The 19,588-nt window shown below is 53.1% G+C and carries 13 protein-coding genes; 7 read left to right on the forward strand and 6 right to left on the reverse strand.

Features of this window, described 5'->3' with window-relative positions; translation table 11 throughout:
- The first annotated feature begins 14 nt into the window (after nt 1-14).
- Complete coding sequence (locus BUA93_RS07530) at nt 15-1,259, forward strand: SUMF1/EgtB/PvdO family nonheme iron enzyme (protein WP_072978539.1); 1,245 nt, start codon at nt 15-17, stop codon at nt 1,257-1,259.
- 603 nt (nt 1,260-1,862) lie between these two features.
- Here the strand turns inward: BUA93_RS07530 and BUA93_RS07535 are convergent.
- Genes BUA93_RS07535 through BUA93_RS07545 form a run of 3 tightly spaced genes read right to left on the reverse strand, consistent with a single transcriptional unit; the run spans nt 1,863 to nt 3,978 of the window.
- On the reverse strand, nt 1,863-3,212 hold the full coding sequence (locus tag BUA93_RS07535; RefSeq protein ID WP_072978540.1) for a hemolysin family protein: 1,350 nt from the start codon (nt 3,210-3,212) through the stop codon (nt 1,863-1,865).
- Nucleotides 3,212-3,694 (reverse strand): rRNA maturation RNase YbeY, encoded by a 483-nt coding sequence (gene ybeY, locus BUA93_RS07540; RefSeq protein ID WP_083564456.1) that lies wholly within the window; start codon nt 3,692-3,694, stop codon nt 3,212-3,214. Before ybeY ends, BUA93_RS07535 begins: the two co-directional genes overlap by 1 nt.
- Complete coding sequence (locus BUA93_RS07545; RefSeq protein ID WP_072978541.1) at nt 3,694-3,978, reverse strand: hypothetical protein; 285 nt, start codon at nt 3,976-3,978, stop codon at nt 3,694-3,696. Before BUA93_RS07545 ends, ybeY begins: the two co-directional genes overlap by 1 nt.
- 151 nt (nt 3,979-4,129) lie before the next feature.
- Between BUA93_RS07545 and BUA93_RS07550 the strand changes: the two genes are divergently transcribed.
- The 4 genes from BUA93_RS07550 to BUA93_RS07570 all read left to right on the forward strand — a co-directional run bounded on the left by BUA93_RS07550 (nt 4,130) and on the right by BUA93_RS07570 (nt 12,413).
- Complete coding sequence (locus tag BUA93_RS07550; protein ID WP_072978542.1) at nt 4,130-6,022, forward strand: FecR domain-containing protein; 1,893 nt, start codon at nt 4,130-4,132, stop codon at nt 6,020-6,022.
- Nucleotides 6,022-9,291 (forward strand): right-handed parallel beta-helix repeat-containing protein, encoded by a 3,270-nt coding sequence (locus tag BUA93_RS07555; RefSeq protein ID WP_072978543.1) that lies wholly within the window; start codon nt 6,022-6,024, stop codon nt 9,289-9,291. Before BUA93_RS07550 ends, BUA93_RS07555 begins: the two co-directional genes overlap by 1 nt.
- A gap of 70 nt (nt 9,292-9,361) precedes the next feature.
- Entirely contained in the window at nt 9,362-11,215 is a 1,854-nt protein-coding gene (locus BUA93_RS16545) for an NAD(P)/FAD-dependent oxidoreductase (RefSeq protein ID WP_254793900.1), read from the forward strand.
- A 112-nt stretch (nt 11,216-11,327) separates the two neighbouring features.
- Nucleotides 11,328-12,413, forward strand: a complete 1,086-nt coding sequence (locus BUA93_RS07570) for an RluA family pseudouridine synthase (RefSeq protein ID WP_072978544.1) — start codon at nt 11,328-11,330, stop codon at nt 12,411-12,413.
- 5 nt (nt 12,414-12,418) lie between these two features.
- On the opposite strand, the gene budA is transcribed toward BUA93_RS07570, so the two are convergent.
- Nucleotides 12,419-13,159, reverse strand: coding sequence for an acetolactate decarboxylase (gene budA / locus BUA93_RS07575; protein WP_072978613.1), 741 nt, complete (start codon nt 13,157-13,159; stop codon nt 12,419-12,421).
- 142 nt (nt 13,160-13,301) lie between these two features.
- On the opposite strand from budA, the gene pheT reads away from it, so the two are divergent.
- Nucleotides 13,302-15,737, forward strand: a complete 2,436-nt coding sequence (pheT, locus tag BUA93_RS07580; RefSeq protein WP_072978614.1) for a phenylalanine--tRNA ligase subunit beta — start codon at nt 13,302-13,304, stop codon at nt 15,735-15,737.
- Between the two features lie 187 nt (nt 15,738-15,924).
- Here pheT and BUA93_RS07585 read toward each other — a convergent pair whose 3' ends face one another.
- Nucleotides 15,925-16,302, reverse strand: a complete 378-nt coding sequence (locus tag BUA93_RS07585) for a hypothetical protein (RefSeq protein WP_072978545.1) — start codon at nt 16,300-16,302, stop codon at nt 15,925-15,927.
- Between the two features lie 156 nt (nt 16,303-16,458).
- Here BUA93_RS07585 and dnaX point away from each other — a divergent pair, with 156 nt between their 5' ends.
- On the forward strand, nt 16,459-18,231 hold the full coding sequence (gene dnaX, locus BUA93_RS07590) for a DNA polymerase III subunit gamma/tau (protein ID WP_072978546.1): 1,773 nt from the start codon (nt 16,459-16,461) through the stop codon (nt 18,229-18,231).
- Nucleotides 18,232-18,305: 74 nt separating this feature from the next.
- Here the strand turns inward: dnaX and BUA93_RS07595 are convergent, their stop codons facing one another.
- Nucleotides 18,306-19,559 (reverse strand): amidohydrolase, encoded by a 1,254-nt coding sequence (locus BUA93_RS07595; protein ID WP_072978547.1) that lies wholly within the window; start codon nt 19,557-19,559, stop codon nt 18,306-18,308.
- Nucleotides 19,560-19,588: the final 29 nt, after the last annotated feature.

Here is a 19,588-nt window from a genome sequence, read left to right on the forward strand (position 1 = left end):
CTAAGGAAAATTTTATGACTGAAAAAAACAACGAAGAGCAGTTGAAGAATAAACGCAAGAAAAAGAATATTGCGATTCTCGTGTTGATGTTCCTCTTGCTGGTGACCCTTTTTATTGTGCAGTGTCACCTGGACCAGATCAAGCAAGACGCCCTGGCCAAAGAACAAGAAACCGCCCTTGAAATGCAGCGGCGCCACACGCTGGATAGCCTCCGCGCCCTGGAACAGGCCCGCGCCGACAGTATCCGTATGGCTGACTCACTGGCAAGACTCAGCGCTGACAGTTTGCGCCTCGCCGATAGCCTGCGTGTAGCAGACTCGCTTGCCGCCCTCAAGAACAACGTGAACCGCGACAGCATCCGTCACGTGCGCGACAGCCTGAATCACATCAAGGACAGTCTCGCCGCCATCGAAAAGGCTCGCCAGGATAGCCTGCAGCGCATCGCCGATTCCTTGGCCGTCATCGAAAAAGCCAAAGCCGACTCTCTCGAAAAGAAGCGCATTCAAGACAGCATCCGTGCTGCCGACCAGGTGCCGCCCGTTGCCGAAATTGCACCGCCCGCAGGCCGTTACTATGCCCCCATCAAGCTCAAGGTCAAGTGCGAAGAAATCAAGTGCAAGACATTCCTCTCCATTGGCGATACGCTCCACGCCCAAGAAGCGGGCAAAGCCATTGAATACAACAAGACCGGAAGCGTATTCTTCTACGCCGTGGACTCCGTGGGGAACCGCTCCGCCTGGGAAGAAGCCAAGTACGACATGGCCAGCGACAACGTTTGCGGCAAGAACGCCTACCCCGTTCCGCTCGGAGGCAAGACCGTTTGCGTAGACGCCTACGAATACCCGAACAAGGCCGACGAACTCCCCCGCGACATGGTGAGCCAGGAACAGGCCGCAAGCCTGTGCCAGCAAGAGGGCAAGCACCTCTGCAGCCTCGCCGAATGGCAGGCCGCCTGCAAGAGCAAGGACAACACGCGTTACAGCTATGGAGACAGCTACAAGCAGAGCAAGTGCAACACCAACACCAAGGCCGCCAAGCGCAGTGGCCGTAAGGAGCAATGCCGCAGCTGGTACGGCATGTACGACATGAACGGGAACCTTTGGGAATGGACTTCGACTACGAGCAAGGATCACCCGAACATGTACCTAGTCGCTGGCGGTGCCTGGAACACCAACAACGAAAGCAAGTGCACCGACAACAAGTTCAGTTTCTACCCGCAGAACCAATACCCGAACGTCGGTTTCCGCTGCTGTAAATAATTCCAATAGAAATTTTGTGACATCACCTTGTCGCCTAGAGAGGCGACATTCTTTCTGCTGCGTCATTGATCGCCGCAAAGCAATGAACCGTTTTTAGCTGAGTCATCCTGGAGCCTCAGAGAGGCGGCGGGATCCAGAAGAAGCATTTTTCGATGGATTCCCTCCCTCGCTACGCTCAGTCGAGGATGACGCAGGGTGCACGCTCAGCCGCGTCAGAAGCCGAAAAGTAAAGAACCTCTTTCAACAGAGTCATCCTGGAGCCTCGGATAGGCGACGGGATCCAGAAGAAGCATTTTTCGATGGATCCCCTCCCTCGCTACGCTCAGTCGAGGATGACGCAGGGTGCGAACTCAGTCGAGGATGACGTGGGGTGCGCGCTCAGCCGCGTCAGGAGCCTAAAAGTAAAGAACCTCTTTCAGCAGAGTCATCCTGGAGCCTCGGAGAGGCGACGGGATCCAGAAGAAGCATTCTTCGATGGATCCCCTCCCTCGCTACGCTCAGTCGAGGATGACGCAGGGTGCGCGCTCAGTCGAGGATAACGCGGGGAGTGCACTCAGTCGAGGATGACGAGAAACGGCATACGCACAGCGGAGCACTTAAGGTCTACACGACCTTGAATGCCTGCGTGCGAGGAACGCCCTTGCCGCTTTTCACCTTAGCCTTACCGGGCAAAATCATGAGCACCTTTTCCATACGGGTGCCGTCCATCTTGAGCACGCGGAAGGTGTAACCCTTGATAGTGACTTCTGCACCCGGTGACGGAATAATGCCGAGCGTCGCCTGAATCAGGCCCGAAAGCGTTTCCACGTGGGAATTTTCGGGAGCTTCGAGTTCCACGCCGAGCTTGTATTCCAAATCGGAAAGCGTAATGACCGGATCGAGAATGAAGCGCCCGTCCTTGAGGCGCTGCACATCTTCATCTTCGTCCATGTCATCTTCGTCCTTGATTTCGCCCACGATTTCTTCGAGAATGTCTTCGAGCGTGACAAGGCCAGCTGTTCCGCCATATTCATCGACCACGATGGCGAGCTGGTTACCCGTCTTGCGCAGTTCGGTGAGCATGTCGTCAATCTTCTTGTGGTACGGCACGAATACCGGCGGCATCACAAGTTTTATGATATCAAACGGTTCGTCGCGATGTTCCGTGTACCATTCCAAAAAGTCGCGGTTCGAAAGGATTCCGACGATGTTATCGACAGTTTCCCTGTACACCGGCAAGCGGGAATGGCGTTCGGTATTCAGCACCTTCACCAGTTCTTCGAGCGGCGTTCCCACTTCGACCGCGCACATATCCACGCGCGGAGTCATAATTTCGCGCACCGGAGTTTCCACGAAGTCGAAGATGTTCAGAATCATCTGGCGCTCTTCCTGTTCCAGGCCTTCACCATCGGGATCCGCCTCGTCCGAGAGGTCGGCCTGCGCCTGCACGGCGTCGCGGCGTTCTTCAGGCAAGAAGCTGAGCTTGGAATCGTAACCCAGCCCCTTCAAAATCTTGACGAACAGCACATGGCAAATCTTTGCGGGCAAAGCAAACGGGAGTCGAATAAACTTGAACAGCGGAATCAGCACAATCGCAAAGGTATCCGGCTTCAAATTGCCAAGCAAGTTCGCCAAAAAAACCGTAATCGTGTAGATTGCAAAGCAGGCAACCACCAGGTAAGCGGCAAAAGCCAAGAACCAGTAGTCCTGCACCCAGTTCCAGGGGATCATCTGGAACAGATAAAATCCGAGGACGCCCGCCCCCACATTGCAAAGGATGCGGCCAATCGAAATCGTCTCGTTAAAGCCCGGCAGTTCCACCAACGAGGCGACCACCTCTTCGCGACCTTCACGGTCACGGGCATCGCGCTTGGCATATATTCCGCTAAAGGCGGACTTGATCAGCGAAAACGAGAACGAGGTCAGGACAAAAACGACAAGGAATGCAATGGCCCAACTTTCGGGATTTTCCATTAGGCACCTTCCTTGTACGGGTCAAGTCCCAGGAATTCGCATTCGCGCTTGCGCATTACCTTACGGTCGGCGGCCTTGATATGGTCGTAACCAGACAGGTGCAAGAGCCCGTGTACAATCACGCGCTTCATTTCGGCGTAAAACGTGTTGCCGTATTCGGGAGCCTGACGGCGCACCTGCTCACGGGCGATATAGATTTCGCCGAGCATCGCCTCGTCTTCGGGGATCTCGACACCGAGTTCGTTCTTCCATTCGAACGAGAGAACGTCCGTCACCTTGTCGAGTCCGCGGTAATCGCGGTTCATGGTGCGCACGAATTCGTCGGTGCAGAGCACGATATTCACGTCTTTTTCCTTGCCTTCTTCGGCAAGGAGCTTGCGAGCCATCTTTTCAAACTTGTCCTTGTACGGAAAAGCCTCGATGTCCCCCTCGCAAAGGAACTCGATATTATACTTCTTCTTTCGACTAGCAGGGTCCGGCATTAAATGTTATACCACTTCTTGAGGACGTTTATGATAGCTTCGGCCTGGGCTTTGCCCGTGATCTTGAACTTACCCTGGGCCTTGAACATTCCGTTCATCTTGCGGTAGCGGCGCAGCGACACCTTGGGTTCACCCATGTCGCCCGTCTTGGCGTCCTTTTCCTGGTAAAGGAACATCACGGTCGGCCAGGCTCCCTTCGAAAGGATTTCCTTGTCAAGTTCCTTGATGACTTCTTCACCGGTATCTTCATCGCTAAAGGCAACGGTCAGTTCTTCGACTTCCATATGCGGTCCTATTGTTATATGGTTCAAAAAACTTCTTTCAAATTTCTTTGAAAAAAGTCTCTTTTTTATTACTTGAACTAATTTGTCCAATTCAAGCTTGTAAAAAAAATACATATATTTGTCCTAGTTTGCATTCGTAAAAAGAGGCAATATGTCATTTTCGAGGTATTTTAAGCTAGTCGCCATTGCCACAGCCCTGATGATAGGCTATTCTCCGGCTGCAAAGAAAGTTTCTTCCGGTAAAATCCGCAACGCTAGCGGCCCAGAGGCTCTGCACGAACCCAAGGGGAAAGGCGGCTATATTCCTGCCGAAACTGGTTCCAGGGCCACCAAGAAGGACCGTTTCAAGACGGGCGACGAATCCCTGATTATCATCGGACTCCCCGACGGAAGCTCCCTCACCATCAACGAACGCACCGAAGCAGAAATGGCAGAACTGCTGAGCGAAGACGGCATCAACCACAACCAGGTCAACATCCTGAACGGAAAAGTCAACTTCGACGTGCAAAAACAGGCCAAGGGCAGCGAATTCAAGTTCAAGACCGGAACCGCCACCGCAGCTATCCGCGGTACGGCGGGAACCATCGGCTTTACCAGCCTGATGAAACCGATCGCCTCGTTGCGCAACGGTAGCCTGGACATCCACGATTCCAGCCTCAACACCAAGTACAATGTCAAGGGAGGCCAGACGGCGTTCAGCATCGGCAAGGAAACCGTCGTTCTTGACCTGAAATCCTCCGGCGAAGCCAAATTCCTCAACGAAATTGACAAGTATATTAGCGATCCGGCCCTCGAAAACAGCAAAGATTTGGTCATCAAGCTCGTCCAGAATGCAGACTCTTCCTACCAAGTTCGCAAGGAACAGTTAAAGCAACAAGCGAACTGCGAGATTACACCCCTACCGGATACCGTCTACTCCGCCGAACAGAAAGTCAAGGTAAAATGCGCCAAGGGAATCATGGTCGGCTTCCAGGACACTCCAGTCATGTCGAACGGAGAGATTGTAGAACTGAATGTTGAATGGGAAGCGAGCCTCTTCGGAGCAAAGAAAATATCCCTACTGTGCTACATCGACAGCACCAATTCCTTCCCCTGTGGCGACCTGACCACCTACTATATCGGCGACATGAATTCCGACCAAGGAAACGAACATAAACCGCTGACCATCACAACCAGTTCCCCCGCAAAAGTCTGCGACCCCGCCTCGGTCACCATTGAAGGCTCCTTCGATTCCAGAGGAACGAACGCCGACCTCCGCGTGAAACACGGCAATTTTACTTCTGAAAACCTGATCCCCTTCAGCGTAAACGGGAATTTCTCGTACAACATCCAAATCAGCGACGAAAAGGGCAACTGGATCTATGACCAGGTCGATGTCGAATACACCTCTACCGAATTCGGGAGCGAAACGGCCTCACTCGCTCTGAACATCGATAAAACATGCAACAGCGTCAACAGGATTCCTCCCAAGATCGAACTCCTGAATTACGATTCACTGTCATGCAACATCCGCTATAAGTTCAGCAACTTGGACGACGACATCAACCTTTTCACGGTGACCACGGATAACATCTCGGGTATCGAAAGCGTCATTACCCAAACGAACCCCGCATCCAGCACATTGCAAAAGGGCCGTCACGCCTATGTTTTCAAGATAACCGACCAAGCCGGAAATTCGAGCAAAATATCCAGGACACTAGGCTGCTACAAAAAGATTCCCGGAGCCTACGTCAAGATTCCAGGCAAAGAAATAGAAAAACTCCGCGTTCCGCCTCCGCCCAAGAGCTTCAGCAACAAGTTCCACAAGGAATTACGATTCACCGTTATGGGCCTTCCCGGCAGCGACCCTGCATACATCAAGAGTGTCAAGGTGACACAAAACAAGAAAGAAATCGAATCCTGGAACGAAAATCAGATCAACAGCATCATGTTCAGTGTGCCGATAGAGCTCACCCGTGGCGAAGATTCCGAGTTCGATATTACGGTTAAACTAAAGAGCAGCCAAAAAGACCTTGTCGCTAAAAAGATTTACCAGGTGCGCTAATGAAACTCCCAATTCTTATTTCAGCTTTTTCCCTTGGTCTTGTTTACGCACAGGAACAGACGGCCAGTACCGTTGCACCGGCAGAACCGCAGGCAAGCATCCAGCAAGCCGCCGATTCAACCCTAAAAGCAGATTCGGCCAAGGTTATCCAGCAGGCGGAAATTCTTCCTCCGGAACCGCAAATGGAAAGCGGGACAGAACTCAAGGGAACCCTCCACGGATTCCTCAAGGCAGACAAATCCCCCTACCTCGTTACCGAAGATATTTTCGTAGAACAGAACACGGCACTGGTTATCGAACCGGGTGTCGAAATTCTGTTTGAACCTGGCACGGGGCTCTACGCAAGGGGTCAGTTCGTCGTCGCTGGTACGCGCTACAACGAAGTCGAATTCCGTTCAGCACTGAAAAATTCGAAGAGCGGCGACTGGAAGGGTATCTTCATTTCTGGCGAAATGCCGTCCGAAATCCGAAACGCCGTCATCAGCGAGGCGGAGACCGGCATCGTCGTCGAAAACGGCAAACTCAATATTCAATCCACTCAAGTTGACGGCACCTCTAGCCGCGGCGTCTACGCCAAGAATTCCCAGCTTTCCATCAGCAACAGCAAGTTCATCCGAAACAAAGGGGCTGCCCTCCATATCGACAGCTACAGCAAGGCCGAAATCAATAACACGAAATTCAAGGACAACAAGGTCGCCCTGTACAATGCGCCTCTCGCCATTACAAGCGTATCGGGTTCCAGCCTTACCAACAACACCTACGGTATCTTGAACATGGGCAACAGCCACATTTCCTTCAACAATACCAAGGTCAACGACAACAAGGTCGGAGTATCCTCCGAAGACGTCCTCGGCAAGGAAGTCCTAGAAAGCATCTCGAACAACGAGACCGACTACAACAAGGACTTCGACGCAGTCGCCACCACACTTCCCTCTAGCCCAGAAATTCCGGGAGTCACGAGCCGCGCCATCAACAAGGACGACTTTATCGGAGATTTATTCGCCCAGAAAGTAAACGAAGAACGAAAGGCCGACACCCTCCAGAAATCCTGGAACATTTCAGGAAACATCGGCATCGGCAACCATTATCATTATGTGAAAACAAGCAAGAACCACTCCGGAAGCAATCAGGAAATCTCGGGTGACACCATCAAGCCGGACGATCACTACAAGAACACCTTCCAGGTCCCGGGCTTCGGCACCGATGTCAGCATCTACTTGCTCATGCAATCTCCCGACGGCAAGACGATCGAATTGAACACGGAATACACCGGCGACTCCTGGAACCGCTTCAACCCGATGCCGGTAACACTTACCTATACCGACAAGCACAACCGACTGGTCTTGGGCGACTTCAACAAGAACGGCGGCGAAATCTACATGTCCTCGCTCCCGATTTTCGGCGTGGGCTACACCCGTTCGATCTTGACCAACAATGCGAACCAGCCCCTGTTTGAACTGGACGGTTTCTTCGGTGAAAGCCGCAGGCCCTACCTTGTCGGAGACCGTCATCCTTACGTCTACAAGACCTACATCGAAGACGGTGAAGCTCAGGCCCAGCGTATCGCCTACGGCGGTTCCGTCAAGTGGGCACCACTCCGCCGCTTTGACGCCAAGTTCGGCTTCATCTACGCCAACGACGAAATCAACGACCCGCTGTTACGTGATGGCGGCAGCCGTTCCTCCATTACCAGCGAGCCCATGCAGCAGGCACTATCCGTGTATGCCGATGGAAACTGGCTGTTCTACCCGGGCGACATCGAACTCAACGGACAGATTGCCGTAGGAAGGGCCGACACGGCCGACGTCGTCAAGGAACGAGCCATCAACAAGGTCTTTACCGAAGCGGGCCTGAATACCTCCTCGATGAACACCTTGCGCAAGCTGATGGCGAACGAATCCAAGATCAGCACGCTTTCTAGCGAAGAACTTGAAGAAATCTTCGGTAACAACACCACCCTCAGCCGTCCGAAAATGCGCGACTCCCTCCGCACGCTCATCCGCGAAGCGAAGGCCCAGAACAGCGACTACGAAAGCGACCGCGACGACGATCGCGTCCTCGGACTCAACTGGGGAAGCCAGAACATCGCCATCGGTGCGTCTCTCTACTGGAACATCTACCACACGACACTTTCCGGCCATATCAAATATGTAGGCGAAGACTACTATAGCGCAGGTTCTCCCGACCAGCTTTCCGATACCCGTGAATTTGGCGGTTACCTGGAACAAATCATCACCAGTTTCTGGACTTTCGGTTTTGGCTACCAGATCAACGTCGAAAATGCAGCCAAGGGCAAGAAGACAAACCTCTTCGGCCTGGGCGAAGGAACCCATTGGGGACTGTTCTCCGAAGACGAAGACTGGATGGACGAGCATGAGCTTGACAACGACCGAGCCAAGTACATCCAGAACTTCACCGTCGACAACGGTTTCAAGATTGGCGACAAGATGAACCTGAACCTAAGCTACAACCTGGAATACAGAACCCAATACAAGCCCTACCAACTCCACGGCAACTACATTCTTGAAGAAGGAATCTATAAGGACCGCTGGTTTGCAAAGCGAAATGACAAACCGACATCGACCATCGACATTGGCGAAGAATCTGTCCAGGTTGACTCTACCCGCTGGGCTGAATACCAGAGCATGGCCAGCGAAGATTACCTCGCTTCCAAATTCCAGGAACGAATCTACAAGAACACCTGGATGGCCGAAATTTCGCTCAACGCCTACAAGACCAACTTTAAGGTGGCTGGCCGCTGGACACTCCGTACGGACGATTCCAAGTTCCACAAGGACAGCCTGATCAGCAAGATGGATCTTTCCGACGAAACAATTGCCAAGCTGGGTTACTACTTTGGCGGAGCGGACTACTTCGAACACGCCTACCCCATCTCGGCGACCACATCGACAGGAGCGTTCCAGAACCGGTTCGTCGTGACGCCGCGATTCAAGAACTACAAACGCGACGACATGAGCGAAAGCGAAATTTCCGTGAACGACGACCTCGAAATACCCTTCATGGACCAATTCTTGATTCTGGGTCTTTCGGGTGAATTCCGCTACCTGACCGCCTCATGGGAAGAAGACGAAAAGGAAGTCGAAGATAATGAAACCGACGTTCTAGGCAGCGTAAACCTGACCGTGAACCACTCACAGCGCCTGAGCAGCGAATGGTACGTGGGAACGGGCCTTTACTACCGTCCAGACAACCGTAGCAACGAATACAAGGATGTCTACGGCGGCATCAGGGTCAATTATCAATTCTAGGAAGATCTTCCCTAAAGATTAACAAGGTCGCGTCGGTATGATGCGGCCTTTATTTTTAAATTTGGGAATAATGTTCACCTACCGCTACAGAGAACTTTCCGTCGCCCTTGCCAAGAAAGGGGAATACCGAGCTGCACTCGCCCGCGAACTCCGCTTGCACCCCGAAGAAATTTTCAACTTGCAGGTGGAGCGTTTCTCGCTGGATTGCCGCCGGAAAGGCGACCCCAAGTGGTCTTACAATGTGATTTTCGACTTGAAGCGCGAAGTCCGCGCCACGGGGAATCACGCCAAGGGACTTGTAGCGGCAACGCGTGACAAGGAATCTCTTGAAAGCGACCCGCAAAAAAATAGTGTCGCGATGCCAGGGCATATCGACGTGATTGGCGCGGGTCCGAGCGGACTTTGGGCAGCCTTACATTTGCTGCGGAAAGGTTTTGCGGTAGACCTGTACGAACAGGGCAAATGCGTCGAAGAAAGATTCCGCGACATTAGGCGTTTTTTTGTAGACCGCAAGTTTAACGCTTACAGCAATGTTCTTTTTGGCGAAGGCGGTGCGGGGGCCTTTAGCGATGGAAAGCTGAATACCCGCACCCGGAACCTGTTCACAGAACAGGTTCTACACGACATGGTCGAATTTGGAGTCGACGAATCGGTCGTGACCTTCGCCAAGCCGCATATCGGCACGGACCGCCTCGTTTTATTGCTGCGGAAAATGCGCGCAGAAATAGAAAGGCTCGGCGGCAAGATTCATTTTAGCACAGCGCTTGAAGACATCGAAATTAGGCAAGGGAAAATAACCGCTATTAAATTGAGGAATGTCATTCTGGAGCGAGGCTATGGCCGACCGATAGAATCCATTGCCCCAATCACAAGAGTTAATCCGAGTGAAACAAGGCCGACTTCCGCAACGTCATCCAGGAGCGAATCAAGGCAGTCTTCCGCGACGTCATCCTGGAACGAAACGAAGCTGTCTTCCGCAACGTCATCCTGGAGCGAATCAAATCAGTCTTCCGCAACGTCATCCTGGAACGAAACGAAGTGTAGTGACGGGATCCAGTGCAGCGTTTATACAGCATCATCGAATTCCTACTGGAAACCCTGCGAAGCGCTGGTGCTCGCCGTCGGGCATTCTGCCCGGAGCATTTACGAAATGCTCCACGCCCGTGGCGTCGCACTCGAAAGCAAGGCTTTTGCCATGGGCGTGCGCGTCGAGCACCCGCAAGCACTCATCAACATGCGCCAGCTCGGCCTGAATGTAGATACCAAGCTCACAGGGTCCGCCGAATATTTTCTCGCCACCCCGACACTGAATAAAACCAGCAGCGCCTACAGTTTCTGCATGTGCCCGGGTGGCGTCCTGGTGCCCTGCGCCTCGGAACCCGGGACCCTCGCCACCAACGGCATGAGCTACAGCCGCCGCAACGGGCCTTTTGCAAATGGGGCAATCGCCGTGCCCATTGCGGCAAGCGACAATCTCTTTGGCGGGCACGAATTCCAGCGTAAAATCGAAAGCGACGCCTACGCGGTCGGCGGCAAGAACTACGCCGCTCCAGCCCAAAGCATCAAGGCGTTCCTCGCCCACCGCGAAGACAAATCGCTCCCGAAATCCACCTACCCCTGCGGACTCGTACAGAGCAATCTCTGGGATTGGCTAGACAAGACCATTTGCAAGAGCCTCGCCGAAGGATTCCAAAATTTCGACAAGAAAATTCCCGGATTCATCGAAGAAGGCCTGATTGTCGCCCCCGAAACACGCACCAGCAGCCCGCTGCGCATGAGCCGCAACAACGAAACACTCGAAAGTGTGAATACCCGCGGCCTGTTTGTGCTCGGAGAAGGCGCCGGGTATTCCGGAGGAATTGTCACCAGCGCTGCCGACGGCGTTCGCCTCGCCCACTACGCGAAAAAGGATAAATTGGTATGAGCAATGATTTCGCTCATAAATTCGCTTTGAGGTCACTCCGCTTAAAGCCAATACACCTTAAACCTCAAAGGCACGTAGTGCCGACCTCTTACCCCACACCTCAGGTTAGCCTATGATTACTCGCTTCATTGACCGCAATTTTGCTAACATGCGCCTCGACCGTTTTTTGCGCAAGGCATTCCCCGACGAATCGCTGTCGGTCTTTTTCGCCGTCATCCGCAAGAAGAAAGTCCGCGTGAACGGCGTCGTTGGTAAAGCGAACCAGATGCTGCAGGAAGGTGATACCGTCTGCATCTACGAGAATTTCAAGAGCGTCGAAAACAATTCGGATTTCGGAATTCAGAATTCAGAAACCAAAGACATCGTTGCGAGTTCCGAAGGAACGAAGCAACCCAGCACCGGTTTTGCAAAAGCAAAGTCCACCTGGGGCAAAACAGACGAGAGACTAAAGACGAGAGACGAAAGGAACGCTTCTTGGGGTGCCAAGGAACTCGACATTGTCATCCAGACCGAAGACTATGTGGTCGTGAACAAACCCTCGGGACTTGCAAGCCAGCCGGGTTCCGGCACTCGCCCCGGCGAGAGCCTCGTGGAATACCTATGGGAATGGGGCCGCCGCGAAGGACTTGACTTCAAGCCCACCATCGCCCACCGCCTCGACCAAGAAACTTCGGGCATGATTATCGCCGCCCTCCACGGCGACACGCTCCGCGACTTTACTCGCATGATTCGCGAACACGAAGTTGACAAGTTCTATTACGCGCTCGTCAAAGGCAACCTCAAAAAAGACAAGGGAACCATAAACGAAACGCTCACCCGCACCGACGCCGCCAAGGGCAGCAAGATGAAGGTCGGCGAAACCGGCAAGGATGCCCAGCAGGCAATCACCCACTACCGTGTCAAGCAGCATTACGAAGGCTACGACCTGGTAAAAATCAAGCTCGAAACGGGTCGCATGCACCAGATCCGCGCCCATTTCGCAAGCATCGGACACCCGCTCCTCGGCGACACTCGCTACGGCGATTTTGCGCTCAACCGCGAAGTCAAAAAACAGCTCGGGCTGCACAGGCTCTTCTTACACAGCTGTCGTCTAGAATTTGTATGGCACGGCGACAAAATCGTACTCGATTGTCCGCTCCCCAAGGAACTGCAAAGCGTCGTGGACCAACTAAAGCCTATTCGCCACGAGCACCGATAAAAGACTTATTTATTTCCCTGCTCGACCTGCTTGATATCCTTTTGCGAAGCTCTGGTCAGGGAATAAGTGTCAAAGGCGGCCTCTCGCGGGAGCTGCAACTCGATGGATGTAATTTTCTCCATCTTTGCCTCCCCCTTTTCAAGGGAAAGGTCAAAGACATGTCCGCCAAAACGTTTGTCTTCGGAAACAAAGTGGAAATGCCACCCAGCCGCATTGATTCCATCCATATAATCGGGATAGTACAGACAAACTAGCGTCCCTCCAATATTGTCAAATTCAAATGACTTCTGCCTTTCGAACAGGAGCTCCTTCAACTCAATATGATGCGCCTTGAGCCCGCTTTCGGAGCGGGCATTTACCTTCTTGAAAAATCCGTCTATCCGCACCATATGCATACTGTTGAGACCGAAGTGTTCCTCAATTTTCACATTCAGCAATGCCTTGAGACTATTAATATTCTCGACGGCATCGACCGCAAATGATTCCTGATTCTTTAAGAATACGACCGATGCAAATGGAACACCTAAATCAGCGGGAGTCTCGCTTACGGAGCCATCATCAGCAGCGCGGTAGCAATGACCATCCACGACAATCATCTCGCCGTCGCAGTTTTCAAAAGTTCCAAGCCCCGTATCCCCGTTCTGCAGCAAATCACGAACTTTGACAACCGTTCGCGTGTAACCGAGCGCAAGTGCACTCAGGGTAGATACCTGGTACATTTTTTCGCTAGATGCATTTTCATTCATCACAAAATCTCCTTCTTTCTTGTTCAATATTTAGTTATTCTCCACGCACTTGCAACCACATTTTCTACATTTACCTGCGAAAAATAACGAATCGGCGAAGGAATAAATAATCGTTTTGCCGCCGCATTTTAAAGAGGAAAAGATGAAAGTTTCTTTGAATTGGCTCAGACGTCATGTGGATCTTCCGGAATCTGCGGAAGAAGTTGCAAAGGCTCTCACCGCCGTCGGTCTCGAAGTCGAAGGTATGGAAGAACCGGGCAAGGTTTATGAAAAGCTCGTTGTCGCAAAAGTTCTCACTTGCGATGCCCACCCGGACAGCGACCATTTGCACATCACGACCGTGAACGACGGCAAGGAAGTCATCCAGGTTGTTTGCGGAGCCCCGAACGTGGCTGCAGACCAGACCGTGGTGCTCGCCCCGATTGGTGCGGAACTTCCGCTCCCTGACGGTGGCACGCTCAAGATGAAGAAGTCCAAGATTCGTGGCGTCGAAAGTTTCGGCATGATTTGCGCCGAAGACGAAATCGGCCTCAGCGACGACCACGCAGGCATCATGGTTCTCGACGACAGCATTCCCGCTGGCACCCCGTTCGTAAGTCTCGGCCTTTACGACGTTTGCTTTGAACTGAACGTGACCCCGAACCGCCCGGATGCATTAAGCCACCGTGGCGTGGCCCGCGAACTGGCCGCAAAGTTCAACCGTCCGCTGAAGCCGCTCGCCTACGAACTCAAGGAAGACTCCGAAGCAGCAAGCTCTGCCATCAGCCTCGAAGTGGATTCCGGTTGCGGTTGTTCCCGCTACGTGGGACGCGTCATCAAAGACGTAAAAGTTGAAAAGTCCCCGGCATGGCTCGCAAAGCTCCTGCATGCTGTAGGCATGAACAGCATCAACAACGTGGTGGACATCACGAACTTCATTCTGATGGACGTGGGCCAGCCGCTCCACAGCTTCGCCATGGACCAGCTCCATGGCAACAAGATCAAGGTGCGCCGCGCCGTGAAGGGCGAAAAGATCGAAACCATCGACCACACCGCTCACGAACTCGTCGAAAACGACCTCGTGATTTGCGACGGCGACCGTCCGGCTTGCGTAGCCGGCGTGATGGGCGGCGTTGAATCCGAAATAGTCGACACCACCAAGAACGTGTTCCTCGAAAGTGCCTGGTTCAACCCGACCATCGTCCGCAAGCAGGCCAAGCGTCTCTGCATCTCGACCGATTCCAGCTACCGCTTTGAACGCGAAATCGACTTTACCACCCAGGACGAATACAGCCGCTACGCCTGCGCCATGATTCAAGAAGTCGCCGGTGGCCGCATTCTCAAGGGCACCGTCGAATACACGGGCGACGACCACAAGAAGGCTCTCAACGAAGTCACGCTCCGCACCGCCCGCGCCGAAAAGATTATCGGCATGAAGATTGATGCTGCCGACATCGAAAAGTACCTCACTGGTATCGCTCTCGAAGTCGTGAAGAAAGACGCCGAATCCATCACCTTCAGGATTCCGGGTTTCCGCCCCGACCTCGAACGCGAAGTCGACCTTATCGAAGAAGTCGCCCGCCTTATCGGTTTCGACAACATCCCGTACACGCTGCCCTCCTTCAAGATGCAGCCGAACGAACTTCCGCCGATCGAAGTCCTGAACCGTAAGATTCGCAAGACGCTTTCTGCAATGGGCCTGCACGAATGCCTGAGCCTTCGCTTTACGAGCAAGGCCCGCACCGAAGCTTTGTTCGGTGCAGAAAATGACGACCGCCGCAGCAAGCCCGCAGCGCTTCTCAACCCGCTTTCCGATGAACTCGGCGTGGTTCCGACCAGCCTCCTCCCGAATCTTCTCAAGAGCGTTGCCGAAAACGAAAAGAACCGCCCTGGTTCCGTTCGCCTGTTCGAAGTGGCCAAGGGTCAGTTCAAGCGCGACCGCAAGGACGTGCGCGATCCGGGCTTCGACGAATCGAACCTCGTCGCCCTCGCCGTTGCAGGCGCCTTCGATGTAAACCCGCTCAACGACAAGCCTGCCCAGATCGACTTTGCCGCCTTCAAGGGGCTGGTGCAGAGTTTCCTCAAGCGCGTGGGCCTCGTAGTGGAGTTCCGCGTGCCTGCCAAGGCTGAAATTTACCTGCACCCGGGCAAGCAAGTCGAAGTCCTCGCCGACGGCGTGGTGCTCGGCACCATGGGCGAACTCCACCCGACCGCCATGGCCGCTTTCGATATCGGCTACAGCACCTACGTGATGGAACTCGACATGGACAAGATGGAACACGCCACCCACAAGAAGATCGTGTTCGAACCGTTCAGCCGCCAGGTACCGTCTAGCCGCGACATTTCCATCGAAGTCGACAAGACCATGACTCACGAACAGATTCTTGCACGCATCAAGGGCCTGAACCCGAAGAACCTCGCGAAGATTACGCTCAAGAGCATCTACGAAGGCGACAAGATCGAAGCCGGCAAGAAGAACATGGTCTACAGTCTGACCTACCAGGCCATGGACCGCACCCTTACCGACGACGAAGTCAACAAGGCCCACAACAAGCTGCGTGACAAGCTCGTCGCCAACGGCGACATCGTGCTGAGATAGGTGTGAGCTCGGGCCTCACGGCCCTTTGAGCTATGAGCAATGAGCGCGCATTTCTTCGGAATGCTGTGAGATACAAAAAGAGCCCCTTACAGGGGCTCTCATTATTTAGATACTCATAGCACACAACGTGTGCGGCCTCACAGCTCAAAGCGTAGCGCCCTCAGAGGCGGTCACGCCGACCTCATCGCTATTCCAGCGCTTCACGAATCTGCTGGATAAAGTCCATTTCTTCGGGCGACACGTTGCTTTCGTTTTCGTTTTCTTTAGAGGCGTTCGCTACACGGAGCATCGATTCAAGAACCTTGCTCTTGAATTCGCCAGACTCATTCTTGATGGCCTCGACACAAGCAGCGGCACGGTCCTTAGCCGATTTAAACTTCGCATAGGTGTTGTTGAAATCGTCCCAAGAAACATCCGGGGTCAGTTCGTCATGAATCGCATCCAGCGTATCGCTTTCGGCTTCCGTTGCCGAAGTGGAACCCGGCAAAAGCTTGTCGGTTTCGGATTCGTGATAAAGACAAGCCACCTGCCAAGAAAGAATCAAAAGAGCCAAATTCGAATTCATGTTTACCTCAATTTTTTTTTGCAAAGATACAAAATGAAAATGGTTTGCTTCGTCACTTCGCTCCTTGCAATGACGCTTTTTTACTTTTCATTTTAAAAGCTCCGAATTCTGAAATCTGAATTCCGAATTTCAAGCTCATTTTACTACTTTTAGGCTATGGCATACGTAGCAATGGCCCGTAAGTGGCGTCCGCAATCTTTCTCCGACATGGTCGGACAGGAACATATCGCAAAGACCCTCCAGAACGCAATCGAAGGAGGACGACTCCACCACGCATTCCTATTCACCGGAACCCGCGGTGTCGGTAAGACTACCAGTGCCCGTATCCTCGCCCGCACGCTCAACTGCACCGGCGGCGATCCGCTCCACCCCTGTGGACAGTGTGAAAGCTGCAAGGACATCGCTGGCGGAAACCCGATGGACGTGTTCGAAATAGACGCCGCCTCCAACACCGGCGTCGACAACATCCGCGACGTGATCGAGCGCGTGCAGTATCCGCCCGTCATCGGCAAGTACAAGATTTTCATTATCGACGAAGTCCACATGCTCTCGAACGGAGCCTTCAACGCGCTCCTCAAAACGCTCGAAGAACCGCCTGAACATGTCATTTTCATCTTCGCGACCACCGAAGTCAACAAGGTGCCGCAAACGATTCTCAGCCGCGTACAGCGATTCGACTTCAAGCGACTGACCGTAGAACAAATCCGCAGCCGTCTGCGCTACATCTGCGAACAGGAAGGCATCAACGCCACCGACGAAGCCCTCGACATTTTCGCCGAAAAAGCCGACGGTTCCATGCGCGACGGCCTCACCTACTTCGACCAGGCCTACGCCTTTACCGGTAACGAGATGGCCGCCGAATCGGTCCGTAGCGTTCTCGGCATTCCTCCCGTCGAACTGTTCTTTACGCTCATTAACGCCATCAAGGATCACGACCTCAAGGAATGTTTCAAGATGGTCGACGACGCCTGCAAGCGCGGAATCGAATTTACACCGCTTCTCGACGGTTTCGGCAAGTTCCTCAGGAACATGCTCTACGCCCGCCTCGACGCCTTCACGCCTGACGTGATTAACATTTCCGAGGAGCTGTACACCAAGTACAAGAGCGCCGTTCCCGAACTCAAGAACGGAGACATCCTGCGCATCAGCAAGATGCTTATCGACTTGCAGGGCACCCTCCGCTACAGCACGAACCCGCGACTCCTTGTCGAAACGACATTCGCCCGCATGGCTTGGCTCGACAGGCTGACGGATCTCAGACGCGCTCTTGCCGCGATTAACGATCCTTCCAAAGCTTCGAGCAGCGCCTCCGACGAGGCGTTAAAAAAAAAAGTAACTGAAGTCCAGAACATGCTGGATGCCGTGGAAGAAGCCAAGGCTTTACAGCAACAGGACGAAAATCCCTTTGCCGCCCTACAGAACGGAATCGCCAACGGCTACAATGGCGACGTTTACAGTCGTTACGAAATTTCTGCCGTCTGGGGTTCCATCAAGACGCACATCGCCGATTCCGGTGACTTCGCCTTCTCGGTCGCCCTGAACGATACCGTCCTCGAAACCGGCGACCCGAAAGTCACCCCCTTCCCCATCGCGCTCACCTACCTTGGCGACACCGCCAGCGAAGTTTGGGGAATCAAGCAGATGGAAGAGCACCCAGAGTACCTGGAGCGCTTAAAGCAGATTCTCGAAGAAAAATTGCAGACCCCGGTAATGCTTACGGTCAAGTCGAGAGCCTTCAACGAAAGCGAACTTGCCGTCCGCAAGCAGGCGCGCATGTCGCCCTACCAGCTGGACCTCGAAAAAGATGCGGGCCTCGCTAAGCTCAAGGAGCTGTTCATGGCAGAACTCATCTATAGCGCCAAGAGCAGCAGACCAGTTGTCGCCCCGCAGCAAAACGATTCCTGCGACGTCGACAGCGACGACCAATAATTCAAACGGGTAGACTCAAGTCCACCCGTTTATCGAAGCTTTCGCCAAGCCACTTTTTTCATATAGGCCGGGAATTAACTTTTTTTCGCAATTTTCTGCACGTCCTTCAAAATATCCTCTTCACCATCGACATGGCGGTTCTTCATCACGAACTTTCCGTTACACATCACGGAATGAATCGCAGAGGAATCGGCCGCATAGACCCAGTTGCTCACCAGGTTATGGTTCGGGACGAGGCGTTCGTTTTTCAGGTCGAGCAGCAAGGCGTCTGCCAGGAATCCTTCGGCAATCACGCCCGCCGGAATGCCATAAGCCAATGCCGTATTTGAAGTCGCCAACTTGAGCGCCACCTCCGCCGGCAACGATTCCGCCTTGCCAGTCTTGGGTTCCACCTTCGCCAAAAGCGAAATCAGCTTCATTTCTTCGTGCATGTCGAGGTTATTGTTCGACGAAGCCCCGTCAGTTCCAAGGCCAACCAACATTCCGCTATCTAAGAGAGCATTCACTTTCGGGATTCCGCTCCCCAGTTTCAAATTCGAGCAGGGATTCAGAATCGCGGCAGAACCCGATTCGGCCATCAACGCCATATCGTATTCGGACAAATGAACGCAATGTGCCGCCACCAGGTGGTCACCCAGAACATCCCACTTTGCCAAAAGTTCGACCGGAGAGCAACCGTACTGTTTCTTGCAATCCTTGATTTCGATCAAGGTTTCAGACAAATGAGTGTGCAAAACATAGTTTTCTTCAAGAGCCAATTTCGCACAACGTTTGAAAATCTTTTCGCCCACCGTATAAATGGAATGCGGCATCACTGCAAGCTTTACCCGATCGGATTCATAACGATGGTCCTGCAGGAACTTGAAATTTTCTTCGATATGTTCCGGGGAATCCAGATTTTCGGCAACCGTCACTCCAATCGCCGCACGAATCCCCATTTCCTTAACGACCTTCATCGTCACTTCGCGGCGCCAGTACATATCCGAGAAGAAAACCGTTCCCGACTTGATCATTTCAAGCACGGCTAGGCGAGACCCGATTTCAATATCCTTGGCAGTGAGCTTTGCCTCGAACGGCCAAATGTATTCCTGCAACCACTTCTGGAGCGGCATATCATCGGCATACCCACGCAAAAGGGTCATGGCGGCATGAGTGTGTCCGTTATAGAAAGGCGGTACAATGGCAAGCCCCTTGCAATTTACCACATCGGCCTTGTCATAATCACGGGCGGTAAGCGGGCGCCCCACCTTCGCAAACTTTTTTCCCGAGATGAGGATATCCTGTATTTTACCTTGGAATAGTACAGATTGGAGTATTGTTTTTGCCATATAAACTAGTATTCTCGCGTGTTTTTTTC

It is taken from the genome of Fibrobacter sp. UWH4, assembly GCF_900142475.1.
In the GTDB taxonomy this organism is placed as follows: domain Bacteria; phylum Fibrobacterota; class Fibrobacteria; order Fibrobacterales; family Fibrobacteraceae; genus Fibrobacter.